This window comes from Collinsella aerofaciens (assembly GCF_964243765.1).
Classification (GTDB): Bacteria; Actinomycetota; Coriobacteriia; order Coriobacteriales; family Coriobacteriaceae; genus Collinsella; species Collinsella aerofaciens_BU.
The window spans coordinates 73,045-92,548 of record NZ_CAXTGI010000011.1 but is presented as its reverse complement, the minus strand read 5'-3'; the positions used below and the strand labels follow the sequence as shown (position 1 = coordinate 92,548).

General features: G+C 61.0%; 14 protein-coding genes. 4 read left to right on the top strand and 10 right to left on the bottom strand.

The window, feature by feature from the left end; genetic code table 11:
* Positions 1-127 precede the first annotated feature (127 nt).
* The 4 genes from ACESSC_RS08300 to ACESSC_RS08285 all read right to left on the bottom strand — a co-directional run bounded on the left by ACESSC_RS08300 (position 128) and on the right by ACESSC_RS08285 (position 4,201).
* Positions 128-685 carry a hypothetical protein gene (locus ACESSC_RS08300; RefSeq protein WP_099432515.1) on the bottom strand — a complete coding sequence of 186 codons (558 nt, stop codon included), beginning with the start codon at positions 683-685 and terminating at the stop codon, positions 128-130.
* A gap of 236 nt (positions 686-921) precedes the next feature.
* Positions 922-1,458, bottom strand: coding sequence for a PTS sugar transporter subunit IIA (locus ACESSC_RS08295; protein WP_117634515.1), 537 nt, complete (start codon positions 1,456-1,458; stop codon positions 922-924).
* Positions 1,459-1,598: 140 nt separating this feature from the next.
* Positions 1,599-3,038, bottom strand: a complete 1,440-nt coding sequence (locus ACESSC_RS08290; RefSeq protein ID WP_373162408.1) for a glycoside hydrolase family 1 protein — start codon at positions 3,036-3,038, stop codon at positions 1,599-1,601.
* 170 nt (positions 3,039-3,208) lie between these two features.
* Entirely contained in the window at positions 3,209-4,201 is a 993-nt protein-coding gene (locus tag ACESSC_RS08285; RefSeq protein WP_373162406.1) for a helix-turn-helix domain-containing protein, read from the bottom strand.
* Positions 4,202-4,315: 114 nt separating this feature from the next.
* On the opposite strand from ACESSC_RS08285, the gene ACESSC_RS08280 reads away from it, so the two are divergent.
* Positions 4,316-6,907: a hypothetical protein gene (locus tag ACESSC_RS08280; protein ID WP_373162404.1), complete on the top strand. Its 2,592-nt coding sequence runs from the start codon at positions 4,316-4,318 to the stop codon at positions 6,905-6,907.
* A gap of 99 nt (positions 6,908-7,006) precedes the next feature.
* Entirely contained in the window at positions 7,007-7,861 is an 855-nt protein-coding gene (locus tag ACESSC_RS08275) for a MurR/RpiR family transcriptional regulator (protein ID WP_373162403.1), read from the top strand.
* Between the two features lie 143 nt (positions 7,862-8,004).
* Here the strand turns inward: ACESSC_RS08275 and ACESSC_RS08270 are convergent, their stop codons facing one another.
* Together ACESSC_RS08270 and pyrE are read right to left on the bottom strand one after the other, a co-directional pair.
* Complete coding sequence (locus ACESSC_RS08270) at positions 8,005-8,682, bottom strand: helix-turn-helix domain-containing protein (RefSeq protein ID WP_373162401.1); 678 nt, start codon at positions 8,680-8,682, stop codon at positions 8,005-8,007.
* A 344-nt stretch (positions 8,683-9,026) separates the two neighbouring features.
* Complete coding sequence (gene pyrE / locus ACESSC_RS08265) at positions 9,027-9,707, bottom strand: orotate phosphoribosyltransferase (RefSeq protein ID WP_117793917.1); 681 nt, start codon at positions 9,705-9,707, stop codon at positions 9,027-9,029.
* Positions 9,708-10,142: 435 nt separating this feature from the next.
* On the opposite strand from pyrE, the gene mgtA reads away from it, so the two are divergent.
* The gene (gene mgtA / locus ACESSC_RS08260) at positions 10,143-12,911 is read left to right on the top strand and encodes a magnesium-translocating P-type ATPase (protein WP_373162399.1); all 2,769 of its coding nucleotides are present in this window, start codon (positions 10,143-10,145) and stop codon (positions 12,909-12,911) included.
* A gap of 140 nt (positions 12,912-13,051) precedes the next feature.
* On the opposite strand, the gene ACESSC_RS08255 is transcribed toward mgtA, so the two are convergent.
* From ACESSC_RS08255 to ACESSC_RS08245, 3 genes are all read right to left on the bottom strand, one after another.
* On the bottom strand, positions 13,052-13,963 hold the full coding sequence (locus ACESSC_RS08255) for an ROK family protein (protein WP_055252619.1): 912 nt from the start codon (positions 13,961-13,963) through the stop codon (positions 13,052-13,054).
* A gap of 113 nt (positions 13,964-14,076) precedes the next feature.
* Entirely contained in the window at positions 14,077-15,609 is a 1,533-nt protein-coding gene (locus ACESSC_RS08250) for a DUF5605 domain-containing protein (RefSeq protein WP_055252138.1), read from the bottom strand.
* A gap of 86 nt (positions 15,610-15,695) precedes the next feature.
* Positions 15,696-16,988 carry an MFS transporter gene (locus ACESSC_RS08245; protein ID WP_117763334.1) on the bottom strand — a complete coding sequence of 431 codons (1,293 nt, stop codon included), beginning with the start codon at positions 16,986-16,988 and terminating at the stop codon, positions 15,696-15,698.
* 308 nt (positions 16,989-17,296) lie between these two features.
* On the opposite strand from ACESSC_RS08245, the gene ACESSC_RS08240 reads away from it, so the two are divergent.
* Entirely contained in the window at positions 17,297-17,938 is a 642-nt protein-coding gene (locus ACESSC_RS08240; RefSeq protein ID WP_055252139.1) for a TetR/AcrR family transcriptional regulator, read from the top strand.
* A gap of 109 nt (positions 17,939-18,047) precedes the next feature.
* Here ACESSC_RS08240 and ACESSC_RS08235 read toward each other — a convergent pair whose 3' ends face one another.
* A complete protein-coding gene (locus ACESSC_RS08235; protein ID WP_055252162.1) occupies positions 18,048-19,367 on the bottom strand; it encodes a glycoside hydrolase family 140 protein in 1,320 nt (439 codons plus the stop codon).
* Positions 19,368-19,504: the final 137 nt, after the last annotated feature.

The window sequence follows — 19,504 nt, the reverse complement described above, 5'->3', positions numbered from 1 at the left end:
CAAATTGGCATGAAAAGAGGACGGCATAGACCTTCTGGTCATGCCGTCCTCTTTGAATGACAAGTTGTCGCTCTGGTGCCCGCGCAGCGTCGAGCAGTTGCGGCGTTTGGTAAAACGCCGCAACGAACTAGCTCAGCATTGCATCCATCATCTCGGAGTTGACGGAGTCGTCGGCAGACCACTCGCCGTCGTCGTTGCAGGTGTACTTGAAGATAACCGTGGTCTTCCTGGGCTCGGTGGCCTTGGTCACATCGACCATAACCTGACCGGCCATCTTGTACAGCTCGTCATCGGAGGGAACCGTATCAAGCGCGGCGACCTTCTCCTGATACTGGGTGGAGAAGTCCTCGACGATCTTGTTCATGGACTTGCAGGTGATGGAGACCTCGGCGGTCGCGACACCCTTGTCCTCGTCGACCGTCACGTCGCCGATCTCGTAGTCAAAGCCTTCGAGATAGGTCTTGGCATACTCCTTGGGATCGATACCCAACTGCTCGAACTCGTCGCCCGAAGCCTCCTCCAGACCAGAAAGGAACTCGTCGCCACCGTTCTTGACCTCGTCAAACTGAGTCGTAAGATCCTCGGTGATGAGTTCCTCGATCGAAGGGCCTCCACAACCGGAAAGCACGACCACGCATGCAACCAAGACGGCCATGAGGGGCGCAAGCAGCAGCTTCTTTTTCATGTTGTTCCTCCCAATGAGCGGCACTGCGCTTCCCAGACGCGGCGCACGTTGTAATAAGTAAGCCCATACTATCCGCTTATGAACACCCTCGGCAACGCGAAGGCGCGGTCGGTTCGTTTTAGCGTCCGAACGGTTTGCAAGCCCGCCCAACGTGCAATAAAACGCTTCCCCACGGTGCAATAAAAAAGGTGGCCGGAAAACCCGACCACCTTTGCACATCCTTTGGATGCCGCAGTTTACTTGCGGACGACCTTAACGATGGCGTCACCGGCGGCGACAGCGGAGTCGGCCTCGACGGCGAGTTCGACATCGGCAAACTCGGCGGTGTTGGACACGGCCACGACGACGCAGTCCTTGTAACCGGCGGCAGCGATCTTGGCGCGGTCAATCTTGAGCATGGGCTGGCCAGCCTTCACGACGTCGTCGGCCTTGACGAAGCCCTCGAAGCCATCGCCGTTCATGTTGACGGTATCGACGCCAACGTGCACCAGAACCTCGATGCCGCTATCGGACTGCAGGCCCACGGCGTGACCCATGGTGACGGTCACCTTGCCGTCGCAGGGAGCGTAGACCAGATCGTCCTCGGGCCACACGGCGCAGCCCTTGCCCAGAACCTCGCCGCCAAAGACGGGATCGGGCACGTCGGCCATCTTGATGACCTTGCCCTTGACGGGCGAGCACAGCACGTCGGCGCCGGCAGAAGCAGAGATGGAGGACGGAGCAGCGGCAGCCGCGGGCTCAGCCTTCTTCTTGAACATGTCAAACAGACCCATACGTTTTCTCCTCTTGATTAAGCGCAACGTTATGCGCATGCCTATGGTGATTATAGTGCCAAATGGTTCAAATGCTAAGGTGGGGACTCGAATCGCGAGCCCATCCCAACGCTTTTCCCCGGTGGCACTCATATTGTCGATTAATCCAGGCCCTCGGCACCGTTGGACTTGATGATCTTCTGGTAGGCGTAGAAGCTGTCCTTGCGGCGGCGCTCGTAGGTACCGGTGCCGTCGTCGTACTTATCGACGTGAATGAAGCCGTAGCGCTTGCGCATCTCGCCGGTGCCGGCAGAAACCAGGTCGATGGGGCCCCACCAGGTATAGGCGATCAGGTCGACGCCGTCGGCAATGGCCTCGCCCATGGCCTTGATGTGGCTGCGCAAGTAGGCGATACGATACGGATCGTGGATGGAGCCGTCCTCCTCGACCTCATCGTAGGCGCCCATGCCGTTCTCGACCACCATCAGCGGAATCTCGTAGCGGGCGTAAATCTCGTTGAGGGCGATGCGCAGGCCCAGCGGATCGATCTGCCAGCCCCAGTCGGTGGACTCCAGATAGGGGTTCTTGCCGCCAAAGGTCATGTTGCCCTCGGTCATCTCGTGGTCCTTGTGGGTGCCCACGGTTCCGGACATGTAGTAGCTAAAGGTGTAGAAATCGACCTTGCCGTCGGCGATATCCTGCAGATCGCCGTCCTCCATCACGAGCTCGACGTCATTCTCGGCCCAGAAACGCTTGGCATAGAACGGATACTTGCCGCGCACCTGCACGTCGGAGCAGTACCAGTTCATGGTATTCATCTCCTGCTGCGTGGCGAACACGTCGGCCGGATCGCACGTGGCGGCATAGGAGAGGACGAAGCAGTCCATGTTGCCCATCTTAAACTGCGGATAGTGCTCGTGGGCATAGCGCACGACGCGGCCGCTGGCGACAAACTGGTGATGCAGGGCCTGCATACGGGCCTGCGGCGTAGTATGGACCGCCGAAGCCGGACCCTCAAAGCCCTGAATCATGCTGGTCTCAAAGAGGTTGCCAATGTCCTGGGTGCCGCAGTTGATCTCGTTGAAGGTGAGCCAGAACTTGACCTTGTCCTGATAGCGGTCGAAGACGGTCTGGCAGTACTTCTCAAAGAAGCCGATGAGCTCGCGGCTCGCCCAGCCGTTGTACTTCTCGACCAGGTGATAAGGCATCTCGTAGTGCGACAGGGTCACGAGCGGCTCGATATTGTGAGCGCGCAGGCAGTCGAAGACGCGATCGTAGAAGGCGAGGCCGGCCTCGTTGGGCTCGGCGTCGTCGCCGTTGGGGAAGATGCGGCTCCAAGAGATGGACATGCGGAACATGTTGAAGCCCATCTCGGCGAACAGCGCGATATCCTCCTCGTAGTGATGGTAGAAGTCGATACCGTCATGATTGGGGTAGAAGCGGTCGGGGTCGATGTCGATCGTAATCTGACGCGGCTCCTTGTAACTGCCGCCCAAAAAATGGTCGTCGACGGAAGGACCGCGGCCGTCCACGTTCCAAGCGCCCTCAAACTGATTGGCGGCAGTAGCGCCACCCCAATAGAAACCCTCGGGGAATCCCATAAGTGCCTCCTCGCTCATGCGTGTTGCTGATGAAACGAGTATGCCGCCGAGTCGCTCCAGGCCAGGGCGAAGGCGCCGATTTGGACACTTCTTTTCGCAGACGCGCGCTGCAACAGCGCTGCAGCTGAAACTTTTTGACACCGAAGGAGCGAAGACGATCCGCCCCGCGCTTACCGGCGGTATGCCGCGGGGGTGCAGCCATACTTGTCGTGAAACTTACGGTAGAAGAAGCTCATGTTTTCATAGCCCACCGCATGCGCAGCCGCCCCGGCCGTGGCGCCACCGCGCAGAAGCTCGGCCGCACGCACCAGGCGTCGCTCCTGCACAAGCTGCCTAAAGGTCTTGCCCACATGCCGCTTGAGGAGCGCCGTCGCATAATTAGGGCTCAAGCCAAACTCCGCCGCCATCCCCTCGAGGGAGCATGCAGCGAATTCGCGATCGATATAGCCGAGCATTCCCGTCACCAGGGCAGTGGGCCCCGCCGCGCCGTCCGCCGCGCCGCGCACCAGCTTGCGCTCGTAGCAATCCATGAGCTCGGCCAAAAACAGCTGAAACAGACGCAGGACGATCTCGGGACCATTAGGGCTCGGGTCATACAGCTCACAGAGCATCTCCTGCATGTAGCGCCGAATCCGACGGCTCTCGCCGCAATGAAAACGGACATGGCCCCGATGGTCCGTCTCGCTGTTGAGCGCGTTGAACAAAAACCGCGAGACCGCGCTCTCGCGCGAGAGGCTCGACTCGAGGCTCCGGCGCAAAAAAGAGCGTGAAACGGTCATGCTCAGCATGATGTCGTCCTCACCAAGCGCCGCCACGGCATGCGGGCAGAGGGCGTCGAGCAAAAGCACCTCGTTGCGGCCCAGCTCGAGCCTCTCCCCCGCCACCGTCTGCGGGCAGCGTCCGCGATACACATAGCTCAGCTCCACGTAATCATGCACGTGCTCGGGAACTGCATTAAAGCGCGAGTTTTTCCTTATCGTCAGGCCACGCGGCATGCCGGGCTGGGCATAGGCAAACCCTGGCTGGCCAATCTTGCGCACTGGGCATCCGTCGATTTCGACATGCTCGGTCATAATCGACCAATCAAATGCCATGCCGTCTTTATAAGCGATCTCACTGGCGCTCAGTTCGTTGAGCCTACGCTCGAGCTCGTCGATCTCCATGGCTTGCCAATCGTTGATTTGGTCATAGTTCGTCGTGATTCAGATATTAGCAGAACGCGCCGACGCGTCCATAATCTGTGCTATGCAGCAGATCGATCGAGCCAAGGAGGATCCATGACCGCGTACTATCAGCAGGTGCTCGAGGGCACATACGACAACCACGTGCTTCCGTTTTTGTGGATGAAGGGCGAGAGCCATAAGACCATTGCCGAGTATCTGGAAAAGATCGCCGGCGCCGACATCCACGAGGTCTGTCTCGAAAGCCGCCCACACCCCGATTTTTGCGGCGAGGGCTGGTGGCGCGACTTGCGCTTTGTCATTGACGAGTGCAGGCAGCTGGGCCTTAAGCTCTGGATCTTGGACGACGCGCACTTCCCCACGGGCTTTGCCAACGGCGCCGTCAAGGAGGCCGTGCCCGAGCTCCGCAAGATCGTGCTCACGCACCGCACGTTCGACATCGTGGGCCCCACGTCCGCCGCGAGCATCGCGCTCGCCAACATGCTCGACAAAACGGAGCGCTTCTACGGCGTGACATTTATGCAGGACGGCAGCCCCGTCGACGTCGCTTACCGAGTAATCGACGATGCAGACGGCAACCCCAGCCGCCTGGTCTTCGATGCACCTGCGGGCCTCACGCAGGCATGCGTGATGTTCACGAGCGGCAAGACCTCCTACAACGAGGACTACATCAATATGGTCGACCGCGCCTCGGTGGCGCAGCTCATCGATGCTGTCTACGAGCCGCATTTTGAGCATCTGGGCGATGAGTTTGGCAAGACCATCTTGGGCTTTTTCTCCGATGAGCCCGGATTTGCCAACGAGAAGGGCACCACGGGCCCCGATGGCATCGCGGACACGCTCATCGGCAAGGCCACCGCGCCCCTACCCTGGTCGGCCGAGCTTGAGCGTCGCCTGCGCGCGGCACTGGGCGAGCGCTACCTGGCCGAGCTCCCGCACCTGTGGGACCGCGAGCCGGCCGGCGCGCGCGTACGCCACGTCTATATGGACATCGCGAGCACCCTCTATAAGGAGTGCTTCTGCGACCAGCTCGGAGACTGGTGCCGCGCGCGCGGCGTGCAGTACATCGGCCACGTTATCGAGGACAAGGACTGCCACGCGCGCCTGGGCGTGGGCGCCGGGCACTACTTCCGCGCCGTGGGCGGTCAGGACATGGCGGGCGTCGACATCGTAATCAACCAGCTGGTACCCGGCATGGACCGCGGCCTTCACAGCTACGGACGCGGCGTGTGGGACCTCGAGTTCTATAACTACGTGCTGCCCAAGCTGGGCTCCTCGGCAGCACACCTCGACCCCAAAAAGCAGGGGCGCTGCATGGCCGAGGTCTTTGGCGCATTTGGATGGCACGAAGGCCTACGCGAGATGAAGTGGATCGCCGATCATTTTTTGGTGCGCGGCGTCAATTGGTTTGTGCCGCATGCCTTTAGCATGGCCGCCTTCCCCGACTGGGACTGCCCGCCGCATTTCTATGCGCATGGCCAAAACCCCCAGTTTGCACACTTTGGGCAGCTTATGAGCTACATGGACCGTACGGCGAGCCTGCTGAGCGGCGGGCGCGCAACGACCCCGGTGGCGCTTCTCTACCATGCGGACGCCGAGTGGGCAGGCGAGGCGAACTTTATGCAGCATGCCGCCTCCGAGCTTATGCGCGCGCAGGTCGACTTTGACATCGTGCCGGCAGAGGCATTTGAGGACGCAGGGCGCTATGCCGTTGAAATTGCCGCAGACGGTAGCGGCTTTAGCGTGAACGGCCAGGCATACCGCTGCCTGGTGATGCCCGGAGCCGAGTTTGTCGGCGAAGCCGTGCTCGACTTTGCCGCGCGTGCCGCAGCCGCAGGTGTTGCCGTGTACGCGCTGGATGAGTTGCCGAACAAGCGCTACGACGGTGACACTGCAGGTCGCGAGGGCTTTGCCTCCCTGGATGCAGCCGCGGTCGCCGGCATCAAGCTCCTGGCGACCACCGAGCTCGCAGACACACTTGCCAACACCGGCATGCAGACCGTGGTTTGCGCCGAGCCCCAGCCCTGGCTGCGCGCACTGCGCTACGAGCGGGCGGGCGAGACCTATCTGATGCTCGTCAACGAGCATCCCAAGCAGGGTATCTCCACTCAGATTGCGCTTGCCGACGGCACACCCGTTGCAGGCGCGCGCCTCGATCTGCTCAACGGCACCGAGCCCGCCGCCTTTGACGGCACGCTCGAGCTGGCTCCCTACGAGAGCTGCATCGTGGTCCTTGGGGCCGCAGGTTCCGCCGGCGCGGCAACTGCTGGAGACGAAGCCGCATGCATCGACGGGCCCTGGGCGGTTGCCTTCTCTGCCCCTGGCACCGATGCCTTTGGCGAGTCTGTTGAGCTTGCAGACCTGCACGACCTTTCCTCGGCCGAATTCCCCGGCAAGGCCGGCACGTTCCGCTACCAGGCCTCCTTTGTTCTGGGCGAAGCGGCCAGCCGCGCTGTCATCGACCTTGGGGAGGTCTTTGAGACCGCAACCGTCACCCTCGACGGCAAATCCCTCGGCACCCGCATCTGTCCGCCTTACCGCTTTGAGGCCGCCGCACTTTTAGCCGGCGAGCACGCGCTTACGATTGACATCATCAACACCCTCGACCACGCCGTCCCCGACATGTTCGGCATGACCGAGCCCTCCGAGCCCAGCGGCCTCTTGGGCCCCGTACGCGTGCTCGGGTAACAACCCCGCACAACAGCCCCTTACGAGACGCCCGGCTTGGCCGGGCGTTTTATTTACCGTTATGATTGGTTTATCGCGACGCAAACGCATAGGAGCCATATGGATATCAGGCGAAAGATCACGCAGGGCAAAAGCCTCACCCCCACCGAGCAACAACTTGGGCAAACGGCCCTCGCCATGGGCGAGGATGTGCGCGGGCTCTCTATTAAGGAATTTGCCGCGCGCACCAACGTTTCCGTTGCGAGCGTGCACCGTTTTTGCAAAAAGCTCGGCCTCGAGGGATTCAAAGACCTCAAGGTCGAGCTCATCCGTCAGGCAGCCGAGACGGGTAACCGGCGCGACGTGGACATCAACTTTCCCTTCGATGCCACCTCCACTCCTGCGCAGGTGATGGAGCGTATGGAGGGGCTCTATCAGACCACTTTGGCCGAAACGCAGGAGCTGCTCGACCCCACACAGCTCGACCAGGCCGCCAAGCTTATCGTGCGCGCCGGCACCGTGGACATCTACACGGGCTCGCATAATCTGTATCCAGCGGGAATGTTCCGCGATCGCCTGCTTTCTGCCGGCAAAAGCGCGACGTGCCACGACAGTGTCGAGGCGCAGGTGCGTACGGCGCTCGCCTCGGGCCCCGACCATGTGGCAATCGTTATCTCCTACAGCGGCCTTGCCCCCAACCTCAGGGAGATCTTGCCAATCCTCAGCAGTCGACATGTCCCGGTCATCGTCATCGGCACACCGCACTGCGCCCGCATTCACCCCGGCTTTGCCGCCTATCTCACGGTGAGCGATCACGAGAGCATGACGCATCGCATCACACAGTTCGCCAGCCACATCGCCGTGCAATACGTGCTCGATTCGCTCTACAGCAGCTACTTTGCCAAAGATTACGCCCGCTGCTCCGAGTTCCTCGAGCGGTCGTTTCCCTACACCCGCCTGCCCGGGCTCAAGTAGCGACGAGCGTGGATTTTCGGACACTAACCTAACGAGCGTGGATAATCTCCCACTTTGAGCCCGCGCACAGGCCAAAACCGGGAGATTATCCACGCTCATTTTGGGTCCCCTGGGAACGCATGAGGAGGGCGGATAGACAGCCGTTATTTGCGAGGCGTCAGCGACGTAAAGAGTCCGTGTTGGTTGCAGTAAAGATATATCCTGCCGCGCCCGGTAATATGGAAGCGCGGCTGCACCGATTGCTCTGGATAGAGCTTCTTAAAGCAGATGCCATCCATAGTCGCATATGCCACAAAGCTAATGTAGTGATCCTTGGTCATGGGATGATCGAGCGTGACGTACCAATCGTCCTCGATGCGCTCGATGGAAAAGGCATGGTCCGCGTCCGGCTCTTCGGCCTCCTGGGGAAACATCGTGGAGCCACAGCAGCTAAAGCTGCCTTCTCCGAGCGCGTGCACAACGTTTCCGCAGATAGGACAAACGTAAAAGACGCCTTTGAGCATATTGCCTGCACGGTTGGCGTTGGCCCGAATGTCACCAGCCAAAAGCTCAGCCACGCTTATGCCGAGTCTCTGGGCCAAAGGCCCAACGAGGGAAATGTCGGGAAGGCCGCGGCCGGATTCCCACTTGCTGACGGCTTTATCGGTCACGCCAAGGCTTTCCGCCAGGGCGCGCTGGGTGAGGCCGCGCTCTTCGCGCAGCCGCTTGATGACATGCGCTGCCAAAAAAGTATGGGAAGCATTGGTTTGCCGTGTCTGGTTCATGGGCTGTCCAATCAAATTGAAGAAATGGAGTGAACCGGTTCGACAGTCAGTATCCATTTGAAGGCCAGGCTCGACAACCTACGCTGCGTAGACATGCGCCAATCGAACGAGCGCGGATTTTTGGACGCTCATCCTAAGTAGTCATTTAAGAACGTCCCCAATGACCACATCAGGAGTGTCCCCAGGTGCCGACACAAAAGGAACGTCCCCAAGTGCCGCATCGCCAGCAACGGGAGTGCCGATGTTTTGGTAGCGACAGCGAAAACCCGCCAGAGCGAGCAAGGTGCCTTGAAACGAGGCGGCATTGACCTTCTGGTCATGCCGCCGAAGTTGAAAGGCAGATTGCCGCTCTGGCGGGCTTGCAGCGTCGAGCCGTTACGCGGTTTGGTAAAACCGCGTAACTAACGGACTCCGTACTGCTCGTAGTAGGCGTCGATGGCAGCCTTGAGCTCGTCGTCGATGACGACCTTGCCGTCGATCTCGTGGTTGTAGAGGGTCTCGACGACCTCGGCCATGGAGACGATGCTCGCGACGGGGAAACCGTACTTGGCCTCGATCTCCTTCTGCGCGGTGGTCACGCCACCCTTGCCGACCTCCATGCGGTTGAGGGACACGATCAGGCCCTTAATCTCGACGTCGGCGGCAGCCATGACCTTGGGATAGGTCTCGTCGATGGACTTGCCGCTGGTGGTGACGTCCTCGACCATGACCACGCGGTCGCCGTCCTGGGGCTCATAACCCAGCAGGTTGCCCTTGTCGGCACCGTGATCCTTGGCCTCCTTGCGGTCGCAGCAGTACTTGACCTCCTTGCCGTACAGCTCGTGGTAGGCAATTGCGGTCACGACGGCCAGCGGAATACCCTTGTAGGCCGGTCCAAACAGCACGTCAAAGTCGTCGCCAAAGTTATCGTGGATGGCCTGGGCGTAATACTCGCCCAGCTTCTTGAGCTGATAGCCCGTCACGTAAGCGCCGGCGTTCATAAAGAACGGGGACTGACGGCCGCTCTTGAGCGTAAAGCTGCCGAATTTCAGAACATCGGACTCGACCATGAACTTGATGAACTCTTGCTTGTAAGCCTCCATGCGGGCTCCTCTCGTAATCGCGTACGTGCCTTCCAGTTTAGCGCAGGCAGGGCATATTGCGGGCGCGCTTTGAGCCCGCAGTATTCTGTAAAGGCTTTGTCAGGGGTAATGGTTTTCCGAACAATGGGGTTGACACGGCAAACCCCCTCATCAAAAATACGGGCGGATTGAAACGGGTACGAAATGCCCGAAGCGCATCGCGCCCGGCCTTAAGGAGGTGTGCCATGGAAGGCAGCCATAGTCGAAAAACCTGCATGTCGCCCTCGGCACGCCGCGAGGATTCCGCACACGCATAAGTGCCAATAGCCAATCGTCAAAACCACCACAAAGGTGCCTGTCCCCTTTGTGGCGGTTCGTGAGTATGACGTGGGCGACATCTAGGTTTTTAAAGCAAATACGACACGTACGCTAACTCCCTTTAACAAGGAGGACCCTATGCTGATGCTCAAAACCGCCACGGTACTCGAAGCCATCTCCAAGCGCCGCCGCACGGCGCGCCCCGCCGCTCACACCGGCCTGTCCAAGAACACCATATTCGCCGCCACGCATAGCGCCGAGGACGCCCTCGTGCTGCTCGACGCCACGGCTGACGGACTCACCGCCGAGCACGCCGCCGAGCGCCTGGACGCCGCCGGCCCCAACACCATCGAGGCGCCGACTAAGACGCTCGCCCGCCGCATCGCCGACGCGTTCATCGATCCCTTCGCCGGCATCCTCGCCGCGCTCGCGCTGGTCTCGCTCTACATCGACGTGCTCGCCGTACCCGAGCCGCAGCGCGACCCCTCCACGGTCATCGTCATCGGCATCATGCTGCTGGTATCGGGCGGCATGAAGTTTATCCAGGAAGCCCGCAGCGGCAATGCGGCCGAGGCCCTCAAGGACCTGGTCTCCAACACCTGCTGTGCCCTGCGTGACGGCGAGCGTATCGAGATCCCCTTTGACGAGCTCGTCCCCGGCGATGTGATCCGCCTCTCTGCCGGCGATATGGTGCCGGCCGATGCCCGTATCATCACGACGCGCGACCTGTTTGTGATTGAGTCCGCGCTCACGGGCGAGAGCGAGGCCGTCGAGAAGACCACTGCCGCAGTTGTCATCGAGGGCGCCGACAGCTCTGCGCTGCCGCTGTCTGCCTGCAAGAACATCGTCTTTACCGGCACCTCCGTGCAAAACGGCACCGCCATGGCGCTTGTTGTGGCCACCGGCTCGGACACCTACCTGGGCGGCATCGCCAAGATGCTCAACGGGCGCGGCGAGAAGAGCGCGTTTGACCGCGGCGTCTCGAGCGTCTCCATGCTGCTCGTGCGCCTCATGCTCGTTATGGCGCCGGCCGTCTTTGCCATCAACGCCGCCACCAAAGGCAATGTCATCGACGCGCTGTTGTTCGCCACGAGCGTGGCTGTGGGCATCACGCCGCAGATGCTCCCCGTCATCGTGACCACGAGCCTGTCGCAGGGCGCCAAGGACCTCGCCCGTCGCCAGGTTATCGTCAAGGAGCTGGCGGCGATCCAAAACCTCGGCGCGATGGACGTCCTGTGCTGTGACAAGACCGGCACCCTCACCGAAGACCGCATCGTGCTCGAGCGCTACCTCAACACCGACGGCAACGAGGACGCACGCGTGCTGCGCCATGCGTTTTTGAACAGCTTCTTCCAGACTGGCCTCAAGAACCTTATCGACCTGGCCGTCATCGACCGCGCCGATGTGACGCCCTCGGCCGCAGCACCCGATTCCATGCTGGGCCAGAGCCTGCGCGACCGCTATACCAAGGTCGACGAGGTGCCCTTCGATTTCTCGCGCCGTCGCCTGAGCGTAGTTGTCGCCGACGCCCAGGGTAAAACCCAGATGGTTACCAAAGGAGCTGCCGAGGAAATGCTCGAGATCTGCTCCTTTGTCGAAGTCGATGGTGCCGCCCAGCCGCTCACCGAAGATAAGCTCGCCCAGATTCGCCAGCAGGTCACCGGGCTCAATGCCGAGGGCCTGCGCGTGATTGCCGTGGCGCAGAAGACCAATCCGCGCTGCGTGGGCGAGTTTGGCATTGCCGACGAGTGCGACATGGTGCTGATGGGCTTTTTGGCTTTCCTCGATCCGCCTAAAGCAAGTGCCGCGGGCGCCGTCGCCACCCTCGAGGCCAAGGGCGTGGCGGTCAAGGTCCTGACCGGCGACAACGACCGTGTCGCCGCCACCGTCTGCGAGCAGATTGGTATCGATGCGAGCAACGTCTTGCTCGGCTCCGAGATCGATGCGCTCGATGACGCCGAGCTTGCCGAGCGCACCGAGAACACCCATCTGTTCGCCAAGCTCTCGCCGCTGCAGAAGGCGCGCCTGGTGCGCGTCATGCGTGAGCTGCTCGGCCACACCGTGGGCTTTATGGGCGACGGCATCAACGACGCCGCCGCCATGCGCGCGAGTGACTGCGGCATCTCGGTCGACTCCGCCGTCGATATTGCCAAGGAATCCGCCGATATCATCTTGCTCCAGAAGGACCTGGGCGTGCTCGAGCGCGGCATCATCGAAGGCCGCCGCACCTACGGCAACCTGCTCAAGTACCTCAAGACCACGGTGAGCTCAAACTTTGGCAACGTGCTGTCCGTGACTGTCGCGAGCCTGTTCTTGCCGTTTTTGCCCATGAGCGCCCTGCAGCTGGTGCTGCTGTCGCTGGTCTACGAGATCGTGTGCATCGCGCTGCCGTGGGACACCGTCGACGCCGCCTGGACTGCCCGTCCGCGCGCCTGGGACGCCGCGTCCATCAAGGGCTTTATGCTCGAGCTGGGCCCCGTGAGCTCGCTGTTTGACATCGTGACCTTCGCCGCGCTCTTCTTTGTGGTGTGCCCCGCCGCCGTGGGCGCGAGCTGGGCCGAGCTTGCCGCCGCGGGCGACGTCGCAGGCATGGCGGCCTTTGCGGCAATCTTCCAGAGCGGCTGGTTCGTTGAGTCCATGTGGTCGCAGACGCTCGTGATCCACATGCTGCGCTCCCCGCGCCTGCCGAGCCTACCCGACCACGCCGCGCCGGCACTGTGCGTTCTCACCGTACTGGGTCTGGCGCTCGTCACCTGGCTACCGGCAAGCCCCGTCGCCGATGCGCTCGGCCTCATGACGCTACCAGCGAGCTTTTTCGCGCTGCTCATCGGCATCGTTTCCGCCTATATCGCGCTCACCCAGCTGGCAAAGCACCGCTACATCACCCGCCACGGCGAGCTGCTGTGACACCTGAATTGCGGCGCGCGACCCATCAGGCGGTTAAAAAGTCCCGCCTCAAATTAAACCGCCCCCATTTCCCGTGCTAAGGAAATGGGGGCGGTTCACGCCGGCCTTTATCTTTTTTTGACAGCCTCGTTTGGCTCGCGCTACACCAAGCGCATGGCCTCCTGAACAGCACCGTAAAGGTTGGCGTCGTTGCCGAGCTCGGCCGCCTTTATCTGCGGCACAGGAATGCCGGCAAGGGTCCCTTCGTAACTCGCGAGGGCCAGCGGCATCTGTACACGCAGGGCATCGACGAGCTCGGGATGGCACGAGATGCCGCCTGCGATCACAAAGACCTCGGGGTCGAGCACGGCCTGCAGGTTGATGAGCTGTCCGTCAAAGGCGCGAGCGTAGCGGTCGAGCGCGCGCTGCGCCGCCATGTCGCCATCCGCGATCCACTCAAAGACGCGGCGGCCGTCCACCGGAGAATCCGCAGGCAGGCCCTTCTCGGCAACGGCGGCATCGCGGAGCGCACGCCAACCGCCCGAACCCGCAAAGGAGTTTTCCATGCTCGCAGCAGTCGTGACATCGTTGCGCAAGAAGCTAAACTCGCCTGCAAAGCAGTGCGCGCCGCGCAGGACCTTGCCGTCGATGACGATACCGCCGCCGATGCCCGTGCCGATAGCGAGCACCACGCCAAAACGCGTCCCGCGCAGAGCGCCAGCCGCATACTCACCGAGTGCACAGCACTTACCGTCGTTATTGACGGCAATCGGCACCCCCAGAGCCTCGCGCATAAGCTTTCCGAGCGGACAGCCATCCATAAACGTGAGCGCACCACCGCGATGGATCGTTCCTGTGACATCTCCCTCGTAGATGCCGCCGGGCGCACTCACGCCCACGGCGCTCACGCGCTCGCGATACGGCTCGACGAGCGAGATCAGCGCCGCGACCGTCTCATCAGCCGTGGTAAAGCCCGTCGGCAGGCTTCCGCGCTCGCGGATGGAAAAATCCTCGCCCAGCACAGCCCATTTAACGGCCGTACCGCCCACATCGATTCCAAAAAACTCCTGCATGTTCACTCCTTACAAGCGTAGCCCCGGACGCGCATCGCCGCGACCATCACAGGGGCTACCCCCCCCTGCGGTGGTCGTGCAGCAAGTCACGCCCGGAGCCGATTATCTCTGTTTTACGCCTCTAATTTGGTCAGGCGAAGCATCATATACTGCTTACTTGGGAGATCGATGCGGAACTTGCCCTCAAAGGTTCCGGGAAGCTCCTCCTCCGTCATGCCCCATGTGTCCACGACACTCACCCTGTATCGAGCGCCCGACTCGCCCTCAAACTCACGATACGCCGGACGGTTGAATCCAAAGTACATAAGGACATCGGCAGTCCCGCGGCCATGGTCGTTGGACATGCAGGTGACATCCCAGGTAAACGTACCGTCAAGGATACCGACCTCATCGGGCACCCAGTCAAAATCGGCCGGCAGCGCCTCCATGTAGCGACGGCAAAAGCCAATGCGCTCGGGCGAGTCGCCGTAGAGCTTGCCGCCGTGCGCCCACCACAGCTTGGGTCCGCGGTCGACGTAGGTCTCACCGTGGGTCACATAACCGCCACGTAAACTGCCCTCCCAGAAACGACGCACGAGCTCCTGAGCGGTCAGGTTGCCCCAACCCCAGTTGATGTTGCCCTCATAGCCGACCTCGTCGATCAAAACCGGCTTGTTATACTGCGCGCGCAGCGTGGTAACGTCCTCGGCCGTGTTCTTAAGGTCGCACCTCTGGTAGCTCACATGCGTAATCCACGGATGGCTGTGGTCAAAGATCTCACGGCAATTGTGGATGCTGCGCAGATGACCATACGGGTCGTTCGCCATGATGATGCGGGCATAGCGATCCCAGTCCTCGGCCGGCTTCCACGGCATAAGATCCCACTCGTTGGCAAGGCTCCACCAGATGTTCTTGTATGCCGAGAAGCGGCGGGCGACATACGTCAGGTAGAAAACATCCTCCTCGCGCGTCATACGAGAGAAGCCCCAGTCCTCGGGCTTGTCGTACGGATGAAAAACGATGAGGTCCGCCTGGATGCCCAGCTCGTCGAGCTGCTCGATGCGGTGCTCAAGGTTCTCCCAAAACGGCTCATAGAAGCGGTAATGGTCGAAATCGCCCTTCTCGCCCTCGTAGGCATACATCGCCGGGTCCTCAACGTTATAGTCGTAGAACTTGGGAAAGACACACATGCGGATCTTGTTGAACGAAGAGGTGGCGAGCGTCTCGAGCGTCTGCTCCTGCAAGGCCGTATCCTGGTTGGTCCAGGCATAGCAAGTGGTGCCAAAGGGCAGGTAGCGCGTTCCATCCTCGTAGGCAAAGTTGGAATCCTCGTCGGTAATGAACGGAGCGTCGTGGGCAAGCACGTCTTTTGCCAGCAGCACACGACCATGGTTGTCGCCCGTGGCAGGCACGGCCTCAAAAGAGCCGGCGGTACCATCGAGCTCGGGGTCGTTGGAACTCACCGCGTAGTTCCAGACGCCGGCGCTCTCGGGCATAAAGTTAATTCGGTAGCAGCCATTGCCCTTGTAGAAGCCATGGACCTCAAAGCTGTCCTGGCCATCTGCGCGGGCGAACCGTGCCGACAGCTCGACCTCGACATAGGGATTGCCGGCCGCGGTGCCCGTGAGCTCGAGCTTAAACACCTTGTACTGCTCGACGGTGGTCATAATAAGCCTCCAAGTTAAGCGATTGAATAGTCGGAGTCCGTCGGGCAACGCGAACGCTGCCCGACGGAAGGAAAGAGAGCGACGGATTACTTGGCGTTCTTGATGAGCATGATGAACACATAGCCCACGGCGATGAGCACGATGGAGATCGGGAACGCCATGAAATAGGAGCCGGTGGCGACAACGATTGCCGAGGTCACGATGGGGCCAAGGATCTGGCCGATGGTGTTGGCGATGTTGAGGATGCCCAGGTCCTTGCCGGCGTTCTCCTTATCGGGCAGAACATCGACATTGAGCGCCTGGTCGACGGAAGAGTAAATACCATAACCAAGTCCGGCCAGCAGCGCGAATCCGTACATGCCGATAACGGACTTAAGCAGCCAGGGCAGAGCGATGCCGATGCACATCATGATCGTTGCGACGAGGATGATGGGCTTGCGACGGCCGATCTTGTCGGAGATAGCGCCCGAGGTAAGCGAGGCGACAAGCGACACGACCATGATCACGACGGACATGGAGGAGAGGACGGCGCCGGCTTCTGCCACGGGAAGACCGATGTACTTCTCGAGGATGTAGAGCTGATATCCGTTGATGCAGAAGTAACCGAAGATGAGGAGCAGGCGGCCAAAGAGCGCCAGATAAAAGTCGCGGCAGTTCTTGGTGGGCGGAACGAACATGAGCAGCAGCGACTTGAGATTGAGCTTCTCAGACTGCTCGCCCTCGTCAAGAGCGGCAGACTTCTCGCGCGGCCAAATGATGACGGCGAGGATGCCGGTCAGCAGCCAAGAGACCGTGCCGATGATAAAGCCAGGAACTGGGTTGGAGAGGAACTGCGTACCGATGATGGTGCCAATCGACTGGCCAGCCGTTGCACCGCCGCCATAGAATGCGGAGAGCGTGCCGCGCTTGTTAAGCGGAATGCGGTCGGAAAGCACGGCAACAGCAGGGGCAAGCATGCAGTTGAGGCCAATCTGCAGCACGCACCAGGAGGCGACGATCATGGGAAGTGTGGTCGCGACCGAAGTGCTCCAGAAAGCACAGCCGCAGATAAAACCGCCGAGAACGATAAACGGTGTGCGCTTGCCAAAGCGGCTGTGGCAGTGGTCGGAAAGCGCGCCGAAAACGAGATTTGAGAACAGGGCGAAGATTGAACCGACCGAGTTCATCGCCGCGAGAATTGCCTCGGGCTGACCAATATTAAGGCCGTTAAAACGCTCGGGGAACAAGACGTTGGAGCCGATCGTGCCCGACATCATCCACATAACGCCAAAGATAATAAAACCGATCATAAAGCGCCATGTCTCGGTTTTGGTCATGGGCTTTCCGGTGTCGGGGGCGATAGCGTTCTCGTCAATCGCTGCGGCGGTTTGATTTGCCATGGGATAGATCCTCTCTGTGATGGAATGCGCGAGGGCGCCCGTGCACCAAGGGTCAAGGGGTCAAACCCGCTGGATGCGGCGGCCGTGGAATGGGGTACGGCCGCTCGCGAGCGTCTGTTGGGCGTTACTTACTAACTAGTTAGTAACTTCCATGACCTGTATAGTACGCTTACTAAGTACTTAGTAAGCAATAAGAGCGGTAAACGGTTGTTTTGAGCCGCTGAACGGCTGAGGTAAGCTATGGGGGGTATACAAAAGGCATTTGGCGGCAATACTCGAGCCGCCCTAAATAAGGCAGCGCGATTTATATGGACACTCAGAAAACTCCCACACCCGCGGCAAAGAAGCGCAGCGCCGCAGCGCAGGAACGCCTTGACCAAATCGTCTCGGCGGCAGTGCGGCTTATCAACGCGCGAGGCTTTAACGGCATGTCGCTTCAGGCGGTAGCCGATGAGGTGGGCATCACCCAGGCGGGCGTGCTGCACTATGTGGGCAGCAAGCACGGGCTTTTGGTCGAGGTGATCCGTCACTATTACGACCGCAGCTCAACCTGCGACGATTACCTCTCCCTCTTTCGTCCTGGCGGGGCATTTGAGGACCAGAGACCCAAGATTCCCGAATACTGCCGCCTGATCGTGGCAGAAAACAATAACCAGCCCGAACTCGTCATGCTCTTCCAGATGCTCAACACCGAGGCCATGAGCCCGGAGAGCCCGCTGCATGAGTATTTCAACGACCGCTCGCGCGGCGTTATCGAGCCCGAGCCCGGTGGCAACTGGAGCGTTCCCGAAGGGGTCGACGCCAACGAGGCGCTCTCGTGCGCGCTGGCCGCGATGTATGGATTGGAAGGCCGTTGGGTGGCGCGACCCGACGAGATCGACTATCCCGCCGAGTGGTCCAAGTTTGAGGACATCCTCTTTCCCCTTCCCCTCTGGGAGGGCTACCGCTAAGAGCGGCGGTACGTGATTGCCATCACCGACCGTAACGACTATGTCGATATAAAAAAGGCCCGAGACAGCGCTCGGGCCTTTTTGCCATTGGTTATGTTGGGGCTGCGCGCTACTTTGCAGGTGAGACCACCAGGAGCGCGTCGTGCTCAAAGGGGTGTTGGGCCACGCGGATCTCGCCGTCCCCGTCGACGGACGCAACCGGCAGGTTGGCAACGCGCTTGGTCTCCAGGTCAAACGCCACAGCATTCCAGGCGGTGACGCCGCCCTCGAGCTTGAGCTTGACGGCCGTGGTCCTCGGCAGATAGACCACCACGCGCTCGCCCACGCGGGCCACGCGGATGGCCTCGCGCGCGTCATCGAGCAGCTCCTGCGCCGGAACCACAGCCGCCGCGTCGTCGCCAGCCGTGGCACCCAGGCCGCGCAGCACGTGCTCGATCAGGCCAAAGTCCCACACGCCCGCAAACTGCAGGCACTCCTGCCAGCGGAACGGCATGTCAAAGCCCTCGCCCAGGACGCTGCCACGGCTCTGAGAGGTCTGCCAGTTCCAAACGCCGTGCGCACCGTAGGTGATGCCCGCCGAAGCACCAGCCAGAATGCTCGACCACACGCTCGCGCGGCAGTCCTGCGCGGTAAAGCGCCAGTACACGTTGCGGCTCGCGCCCATCTGCTCGTAGCAGGGCTCGGAGTTGACCATCGGCTTTTTGGGATAGTTGGCGATAAAGTCCTGCGGCAAGCGCCAAGCCTCGGGCTGGCCCTCGTAGTTGTGGCCGGGCTGGAACATGTAAAAGTCCAAACGGTCCAGATACTGCGCCGGTATGGTGCGGTTGGCGCGGTTGATGTGCATGGTGCGCAGCGCCTCGGGCGCGCGCTTGACAACCTCGTCGAGCGCGTCCTCGTAATAGGCAATCGCCTCGTCACCGGCAAAGTCGGTGTCGCCCGTCACCACGTAGACGGGGTCGAACTCGCCCAGGTTCTCCACCACGCGCGCCACATGGCGGCGCACCTCGGAACGCGGCATGACCTCGGCGCCAGTGCGCTCGGCGATCATGGAGCCCCAGGTACCGGGCACGTAGTTACACCACATAAGCACGAGCGCCGGGCGAATGCCGTGCTCCACGGCCGCCTGGCACATGCGGCGGGCACGGTCCCAGTATTCCTGGTTGGGCGCGCTCCAGTCAAAGTGCACGCCATCCTCGCTCGCGTAGGGCCAGATGCCCAGGTCGGGCAGGCAGCGGTCCCACTGCGGCAGGGTATTGACCTGCAGCACGTTCATGCCCTGCTCGGCGCGGCGAGTCAGATAGTAGTCCCAGTCGTCCTCGGCAATGCTCGTAAATGCACTCCAGCACGTATCGGCAAACCAAAAGAACGGCTTGTCGTCGCACAAGAAGCCATCCTGGCGACCGTTAACGGTCAGTTTTCCCAAACTCATCTGCATGTCCTTTCGTTTGACAAAGGAGTTGCGAACCGCCGGGGGCTTTCGCGGTAGCCCCGCGCGAAAGCCCTCGGCACTTGGCAATCCCTCGCGGGCGGATCTCATCCGCCCCCAATCAGTCTACCTTGCAAAAA

Bases quoted from the DNA above. Each gene is read 5' to 3' on its own strand.
- ACESSC_RS08285 (WP_373162406.1), bottom strand. From the start codon at position 4,201: ATGGAGATCGACGAGCTCGAGCGTAGGCTCAACGAACTGAGCGCCAGT.
- ACESSC_RS08250 (WP_055252138.1), bottom strand. From the start codon at position 15,609: ATGACCACCGTCGAGCAGTACAAGGTGTTTAAGCTCGAGCTCACGGGC.
- ACESSC_RS08245 (WP_117763334.1), bottom strand. From the start codon at position 16,988: ATGGCAAATCAAACCGCCGCAGCGATTGACGAGAACGCTATCGCCCCC.
- mgtA (WP_373162399.1), top strand. From the start codon at position 10,143: ATGCTGATGCTCAAAACCGCCACGGTACTCGAAGCCATCTCCAAGCGC.
- ACESSC_RS08275 (WP_373162403.1), top strand. From the start codon at position 7,007: ATGGATATCAGGCGAAAGATCACGCAGGGCAAAAGCCTCACCCCCACC.
- ACESSC_RS08295 (WP_117634515.1), bottom strand. From the start codon at position 1,458: ATGGGTCTGTTTGACATGTTCAAGAAGAAGGCTGAGCCCGCGGCTGCC.
- ACESSC_RS08255 (WP_055252619.1), bottom strand. From the start codon at position 13,963: ATGCAGGAGTTTTTTGGAATCGATGTGGGCGGTACGGCCGTTAAATGG.
- ACESSC_RS08270 (WP_373162401.1), bottom strand. From the start codon at position 8,682: ATGGATACTGACTGTCGAACCGGTTCACTCCATTTCTTCAATTTGATT.
- ACESSC_RS08235 (WP_055252162.1), bottom strand. From the start codon at position 19,367: ATGAGTTTGGGAAAACTGACCGTTAACGGTCGCCAGGATGGCTTCTTG.
- pyrE (WP_117793917.1), bottom strand. From the start codon at position 9,707: ATGGAGGCTTACAAGCAAGAGTTCATCAAGTTCATGGTCGAGTCCGAT.
- ACESSC_RS08290 (WP_373162408.1), bottom strand. From the start codon at position 3,038: ATGGGATTCCCCGAGGGTTTCTATTGGGGTGGCGCTACTGCCGCCAAT.
- ACESSC_RS08300 (WP_099432515.1), bottom strand. From the start codon at position 685: ATGAAAAAGAAGCTGCTGCTTGCGCCCCTCATGGCCGTCTTGGTTGCA.
- ACESSC_RS08240 (WP_055252139.1), top strand. From the start codon at position 17,297: ATGGACACTCAGAAAACTCCCACACCCGCGGCAAAGAAGCGCAGCGCC.
- ACESSC_RS08280 (WP_373162404.1), top strand. From the start codon at position 4,316: ATGACCGCGTACTATCAGCAGGTGCTCGAGGGCACATACGACAACCAC.